Origin of the sequence: Pseudarthrobacter sp. AB1 (assembly GCF_014926485.1) — a bacterium.
Lineage (GTDB): Bacteria > Actinomycetota > Actinomycetes > Actinomycetales > Micrococcaceae > Arthrobacter.
Map to the genome: position 1 here is coordinate 165,507 of NZ_PZKO01000020.1, position 6,634 is coordinate 172,140.

Genomic DNA, 6,634 nt, shown 5'->3' on the forward strand with positions numbered 1-6,634 from the left:
CCAACCTCACGAAGGAGGCGGCCCAATGACCGCAAAGATCACCGCCGGCGGCCCTGAGCTCACTCAGGAGCGCAGGCTCGTCACCCAGATCCCGGGCCCCCGATCGCGCGAAATTCTTGAGCGCAAGGCATCGGCAGTCGCCCGGTCCGTTGGCCACACCCTGCCCATCGTTGCTGATGCAGCAGGGGGCGGAACGCTCCTGGACGTGGACGGCAACTCGTTCATTGACCTGGGCTCAGGTATCGCCGTTACCAGCGTCGGCAACTCCAACCCCCGCGTGGTTCGCGCTGTCCGTGATCAACTGGATCGCTTCACGCACACGGCCTTCACGGTGGTGCCCTACGAGAGCTACATTGCCGTGGCGGAGAAGCTGAACGAAATCACGCCAGGCAACTTCACCAAGCGCACCGCGCTCTTCAACTCAGGCTCAGAGGCCGTGGAGAACGCTGTCAAGGTCGCCCGGCGCGCGACGGGACGCCAGGCCATCGTGGCCTTCGAACACTCCTTCCACGGGCGGACAAACCTTGCAATGGCGCTCACCGCAAAGAGCGCACCCTACAAGCAGGGGTTCGGCCCGTTTGCCCCGGAAATCTACCGCGTTCCTGCCTCCTACCCCTACCGCGACGGTGGCCTCACCGGACCTGAAGCTGCCCGCCAGACGATTGAACAGATCGAAAACGAGCTCGGGGCTGACTCAGTGGCAGGCATTATCATTGAGCCGATTCAGGGCGAGGGCGGCTTCATCGTTCCGGCAGAAGGCTTCCTGTCGACCCTTAAGGAATGGACAGAGCGCAACGGCATTGTGTTCATCGCGGACGAGATTCAGTCCGGCTTCGCCCGAACGGGTAAATGGTTCGCTGTCGACCACGAAGGAGTTGCCCCGGACCTCATCACCATGGCCAAGGGCATAGCCGGCGGATTGCCCCTTTCGGCACTTACGGGACGGGCTGCGCTGATGGATGCCGCCCAGGTTGGCGGCCTAGGAGGAACCTACAGCGGCAACCCCCTCGCCTGCGCAGCAGCCCTTGCGACCATCGAAGCCTACGAGGAGGACGGACTGCTCGATCGCGCACAGCAGATAGGGGATATCCTCACTCACCGCTTCACCGAACTGCAGGAAACAGATCCCCGCATCGGCCAGGTGCGCGGACGCGGAGCGATGTTCGCCATCGAACTTGTCGACCCTGACACCCTGAACCCGGATCCCGCGCTGACTGCCCGGGTCGTGAAGTACGCGCACGAAAACGGGGTCATCCTCCTGGCCTGCGGCACCTACGGCAATGTCATCCGGTTCCTTCCCCCGCTGTCCATCGATGATCAGCTGCTTGAGGAAGGAATCGGAATCGTCGTGGAGGGATTGGCCCGCTCATGAACCACACCCAACCAGCGGGCACCACAGGCTGGTCACTCCGCTCAGCAAAGGATGAAACAGCGATGACAGCACAGAGCAGTGATTTGGTCAGCCGCCTCGAGGACCGCAATGGCCTGACGCACTACGACCACTACATCGGAGGCACCTTTACGCCACCGGAGGACGGGGAGTACTTCGACACCGTCAATCCGTACACCGGAGAAGTTTGGGCCAGGATCGCCAAAGGCGGCCCCGCGGACGTATCGCGGGCAGTCGCCGCTGCTTCAGAGGCTTTCAAGAGCTGGGGCAGGACCAAGCCCCAGTACCGCGGCAAGCTGCTCATGGACCTCGCGGATCTTATCGAGGCCAACAGCGCCCACCTTGCCGAGATCGAGGTGAGCGACAACGGAAAGCTCTATGCCGAAATGTCCGCCCAGACCCGGTACATGGCCGGTTGGTACCGCTACTACGGTGGCCTGGCTGACAAGATCGAGGGTGCGGTCATCCCAAGTGACAAGCCGAACATCCTCAACTACACCCGGTTGGAGCCCCTCGGCCCGATCGCTATGATCACGCCCTGGAACTCTCCGTTGCTTCTGCTGGCGTGGAAACTGCCGGCGGCTCTGGCGGCAGGGAACACTGTCGTCATCAAGCCCTCCGAATTCACCTCCGCTTCGACCCTGGAGCTCATGAAGCTCTTCGAAAAGGCAGGATTCCCGCTCGGCGTAGTCAACACCGTCACAGGCTTCGGCCAGGAGGTGGGCGCCCCGCTCGTCAGTCACCCGGACATCACAAAGGTGGCTTTCACCGGTTCCGAGACCGCCGGGCAAAAGATCTACGAAAACGCAGCGAGCCAGTTCAAGCACGTCTCGCTTGAACTGGGCGGCAAGTCCCCGAACATCGTCTTCGAGGACGCGGACCTGGACGCCGCGGCTACCGGTGTGATCTCCGGGATCTTCGCCGCAACCGGCCAAACCTGCATCGCCGGCTCACGGCTGCTGGTCCAGCGCTCCATTCACGACGAGTTCGTCCAAAGGGTTGTGGCGCTGGCCGAACAAGCCAAAATCGGTGACCCTATGCTGCCTGAGACGCACGTCGGACCAGTGACAACCCGGCCGCAGTTCGAAAAGGTGCTCGACTACATCGACATCGCCCAGCGCGAGGGGGCAAAGTGCGTCCTCGGAGGCGCCGCCTACACCGGGGAAGGCTCGTCCGGCGGGCAGTTCGTCCAGCCAACGATCTTTACCAACGTCCGCAATGAGATGCGCATCGCTCAGGAGGAAGTCTTCGGCCCCGTCCTGGCCGTCATCCCGTTCGACGACGAAGACGACGCACTCTCCATAGCCAATGACACCAACTACGGTCTTGCCGCCGGAGTCTGGACACGGGACATCGGCAGGGCAATCCGCCTTTCAGAAAACCTGCAGGCCGGCACAGTATGGGTCAACACCTACCGCGCCGTCAGCTTTACGTCCCCCTTCGGCGGATACAAGCGCAGCGGCCTGGGCAGGGAAAGCGGAATTGATGCGATCAAGGAGTACCTCCAAGTCAAGTCGGTCTGGATCTCCACGGCTCCGGACACTTCAAACCCGTTCATCATCAAATAGGTTCAGCGCAGAAAGGTCCCCGGGAGTCATCCCGGGGACCTCTCTGCTGCGCGGGTTCCTCCGGATCATGCCGTCGCGCGATAAGGGCCTCCAGAGCACGCGAAGCACCACGGGCACTGGAGGACTTTTCTAATTGAGCGGCTATTCCGATGTCAATGACTGCGGACCCGCATCTCCGATGACAGCGCAATGACCAAGCTGAGGAATACCACAGGATGGGAAGGCTAAGAGCAAGACGGTCAGTCCTGAGGATCCAAAGGGAAGCAACGAACGGGCGGGCGAAGCCATGGAAAGGGCCTTGCAGTCGAGCATCTTTTGGTCGCCCGGCCCGGGTCGTAGAGACCCAACATAGTGTGCAGCACCGCGACATCCGCATCGTCGGCACCCGGGCCTGGTGAAGGAGCAGCCACAGGTCCTGACAAGCGCCGGCGCAAAGGCGCGGCGGCCGGCGTTGGCAGCGCGTGCAAGAACTTCCTCGGCAAGACGTTCCGGCTACCAAAAAATGCCGCCTCTAACCGCGGCAGTATCAGGGGCAACAATGGAGCGGGCGATGGCCATCACCAGAGCAGACGACCGGACACGAATACGCCGGCTCGAGCTTATGCGGGCTTCTCAAGACACGTTCCGCAAGTATTTGAGCCTCTACGGTCCTTCCGTCCTGAATGATCCTTCACATGTAACCGCGACACAAGGATGACGTTGGCTAAAAGGGGAAATGGCCCGGACCCGACAACTTCGTCGGGTCCGGGCCATTGCGAGGGCTCGTTTAGCGGGCTGCGCCAACTTCTTCGAGCACGCCAGCGAACCAGGCGACAGCGGCTTCGCCCACCGGTTCCCATGTTGAGGCATCGTAGCGGCCGATTTCCCCTACGCGCTGGGCCCCCAGCTCCGTAAGTTTGTCGTCGAGCTTGGTGGCACCCTGTCCGTAGGTTTCCGTGTAGAACGTATCGCCAAGGCCGAATATTGCGTAGCGCACGCCGGTTAGGTCAGGGCGGACGACGGAAAGGTCTGCGTAGAACGGCAGTGCCGTGTTTGGCAGATCCCCCTCGCCGTAGGTGGAGCAAAGGAAAACGTACATCATGTCGTGCTGCAGTTCAGAAATGGAGAACGCCGACAGGTCGTGCACTTCGACTTCCTGGCTGTCATTCCTGATCGATTCAGCGAGATCCTCAGCCGCAATCTCTGCGTTGCCGGATTCCGTCCCGAAAAGAACTTGGATCTTCATCATTTTCTCCTGTGTGATGGCTGCGTTATTTGGCGCCGGGGGCGGCGGAAAATTGAGCGAGCTTGCTGTGTGCGATGGCGACCATGTGTGCATGACTGGGGAACTTTCGGCGGGACCGGTCCGCTGATGCGGCTGCCGTTTCAGCGGAGTCCACGCGCTTCCAGTCGGAGTAATCGACTGCCTTGGCTCGGACTGCTTCCGGCAGGCCACCGTATCCCGGCCTCGCCTGTTGCTTGAGAGAATCCAGACCTGCAACGATCTCTTCTGCTACGGCCTTCGCGCACGATCTGTTTTCGGCGATCGTTCCACGGGAACCACGCTTGATCCAGCCCGTGCGGTATAGCCCGTAATCCAGTACCCCGGTTTCAAGGTTGGCCGTGAGCTCGCCGAGTCCGTGCCAGTCGCCGCCGTCGAAATCGAAGCCAACGGCTGTTACTACGGAGTCAGCATCCAGGCGCAGATTCGGCCGGTCCTCATTGACTGAGCGCAGCTCCACGCCGTCGACGTGCCCGTCCCCGTTAATGTTCACGGGCGTCCAACCAAAGTGCAAAACCACCTCGACTCGGATTTCGTTCCCGGGATCGACCTTAAGAAGCCCTCTGATGGCCTTGGCCCTCGCCACGACGGTACGCGGAGCGTCCTCCGCTACTTCAATCGAGTCCGCGCACGAGAACTTTACTCCCCGTACGCGTCCGAGTTCGGCGAGCATTACGGGATCAGAGGGAGCGTTCGTGATGGTCGACCGGCAGACGAGGTCAATGTGGCTCGCAGGTGCCTGGACATATGCAGCCAGCACGGCGTCGTCGATGTCGCTGTTGAGGAAGTCCTCCGGCTGCTTGATGAGTAGACGCAGGACGTCGATGGACACGTTGCCGCCGCCAACAATCGCTACAGAGTTACCGAACCTCGGCACCTCGGTCGACTCAAGCGGGTGCGCGTTGAAGAGCCTTGTCAGGCGACCGGCACGGTAAACCTCGGGGAGGTTTTCGCCGGGGACGCCCACTGCACGATCCGCCGGCAGACCAGCAGCAAGCACGACGATGTGATGGATGCTGCGCAGTTCCTCCAGGGAGACGTCGACGCCGACCTCGATGTTCCCCGCGAAGCGGACATTGTCGCGTTCAAACAACCGGGCAAACTGTGCCTGGATTGATTTGGTGCTCTGATGGTCCGGGGCGACGCCGTACCGAACCAGGCCAAACGGGGAAGCAAGCCGGTCGTAAATCGTGATCTCCGATTCGGGAAATGACCGGCAGAGGCTTTGGGCAATGTAGCAGCCGGAAGGCCCGCTTCCGATGACGGCGATCGACACAGGGGTATCCATCAGAATGCTCCTTCGACGGGCATCTGCCTTGCGGCAGCGGCCGGCAGGAGAATAGTTAAGGGCGCCAAGGGAGTGCCCGCAGGGTATTTATCTAAGAACAGTTCCGAGCCGGCTTCCGTCAGGCGCAGGTCAAGCATCACGCTGCCGGTTCTTCCTGGCTCAATAGCTGCCGTTGCGAGCTCTAGCCGTGTCCCCGCCGGGGCGTTGTCGTCCACGACGAACATGCGGACTACGTCATGGGTTATATGGAAGCTGGGATCGGCTATCCGAAGCGAAAGAACGCCCAGGTAGGCGCGGAATTCGACGGAGCCGCCGAAGCGCAGGTTTACAGGATCAAGCGATGAGCCGATTTTCGGGAATTGATAGTAGCCGTCGTCATCGCGCGTGGCGCCGGCGGAAAGAACGACCGTTCCATCACCGGTGCGGTTACGGACGTAGTCATCAAAAGCCGGATCAATGCGCCATTGCAAAGAGTGAGTACCGGCGGGGGCTCGCCTGAGCTTCATCACGTCATCTCCTTCAGGATCAGCTGCGTTCTTCTAAGCGTATACCGGATACGAAATACGAACAAGGTTTTGCAAGCTATCCTTCGTGGGCGACAGCTGCGCCGGGAGGCCCAGATAGGCCCGGCCCCAGGCCAAACACTGTGGACGAAGCACAGCTCCACGATTTCGGCGGATCGTGCAGGTGCAGGCAATACGAAACCGCAGCACATGCCCTGGCGGAGGGCTCACGCATTCGGGAGTAGCGGCTAGTGGTTTCATCCTGCGGGCAGTGTGACCTCAAACAGCGCGGCCAGGACACTCCGGACATGCTGTACCGCGTTAACCCGGATTTTTCATGATGCTCGGGTTGGCCGTCGGGTTCCGGTTTGATTCTGGTTCGGGCTGATTTTCTGGTTTTGGGTGTGCTGGCAGGGCCTGGTGTCGCTGGTTGGGCGTCGGGTTCCACGTCTCCGATGGGTCGTGCTGGTGGTTGAAGGGCTGGCCGAGTGGTTCTCAGGCCAGAAGCCGGTCCTGTTGTCGGAGGCTGTTTTTCAGCTCGGTTATAGCGGCCAGGAGCGTGGTGATCGTTTCGGTTTCCGGTGCTTTGTCAGGGATCAGCAGCCGTGTCCGTCGGGCACGGGT

At 61.2% G+C, this 6,634-nt stretch carries 5 protein-coding genes; 2 read left to right on the forward strand and 3 right to left on the reverse strand.

The window, feature by feature from the left end; genetic code table 11:
* Positions 1 to 25 precede the first annotated feature (25 nt).
* Together gabT and DAD99_RS06930 are read left to right on the forward strand one after the other, a co-directional pair.
* Positions 26 to 1,372, forward strand: coding sequence for a 4-aminobutyrate--2-oxoglutarate transaminase (gabT, locus tag DAD99_RS06925; RefSeq protein ID WP_193340903.1), 1,347 nt, complete (start codon positions 26 to 28; stop codon positions 1,370 to 1,372).
* Between the two features lie 62 nt (positions 1,373 to 1,434).
* On the forward strand, positions 1,435 to 2,958 hold the full coding sequence (locus DAD99_RS06930) for an aldehyde dehydrogenase (RefSeq protein WP_193340904.1): 1,524 nt from the start codon (positions 1,435 to 1,437) through the stop codon (positions 2,956 to 2,958).
* A 766-nt stretch (positions 2,959 to 3,724) separates the two neighbouring features.
* Here DAD99_RS06930 and DAD99_RS06935 read toward each other — a convergent pair.
* Genes DAD99_RS06935 through DAD99_RS06945 form a run of 3 tightly spaced genes read right to left on the reverse strand, consistent with a single transcriptional unit; the run spans position 3,725 to position 6,013 of the window.
* The gene (locus DAD99_RS06935; RefSeq protein ID WP_227007737.1) at positions 3,725 to 4,186 is read right to left on the reverse strand and encodes a flavodoxin domain-containing protein; all 462 of its coding nucleotides are present in this window, start codon (positions 4,184 to 4,186) and stop codon (positions 3,725 to 3,727) included.
* Positions 4,187 to 4,208: 22 nt separating this feature from the next.
* Positions 4,209 to 5,507: an oxidoreductase gene (locus DAD99_RS06940; RefSeq protein ID WP_193340905.1), complete on the reverse strand. Its 1,299-nt coding sequence runs from the start codon at positions 5,505 to 5,507 to the stop codon at positions 4,209 to 4,211.
* Positions 5,507 to 6,013 (reverse strand): HtaA domain-containing protein, encoded by a 507-nt coding sequence (locus tag DAD99_RS06945; protein ID WP_227007753.1) that lies wholly within the window; start codon positions 6,011 to 6,013, stop codon positions 5,507 to 5,509. Before DAD99_RS06945 ends, DAD99_RS06940 begins: the two co-directional genes overlap by 1 nt.
* Between the last annotated feature and the right edge of the window lie 621 nt (positions 6,014 to 6,634).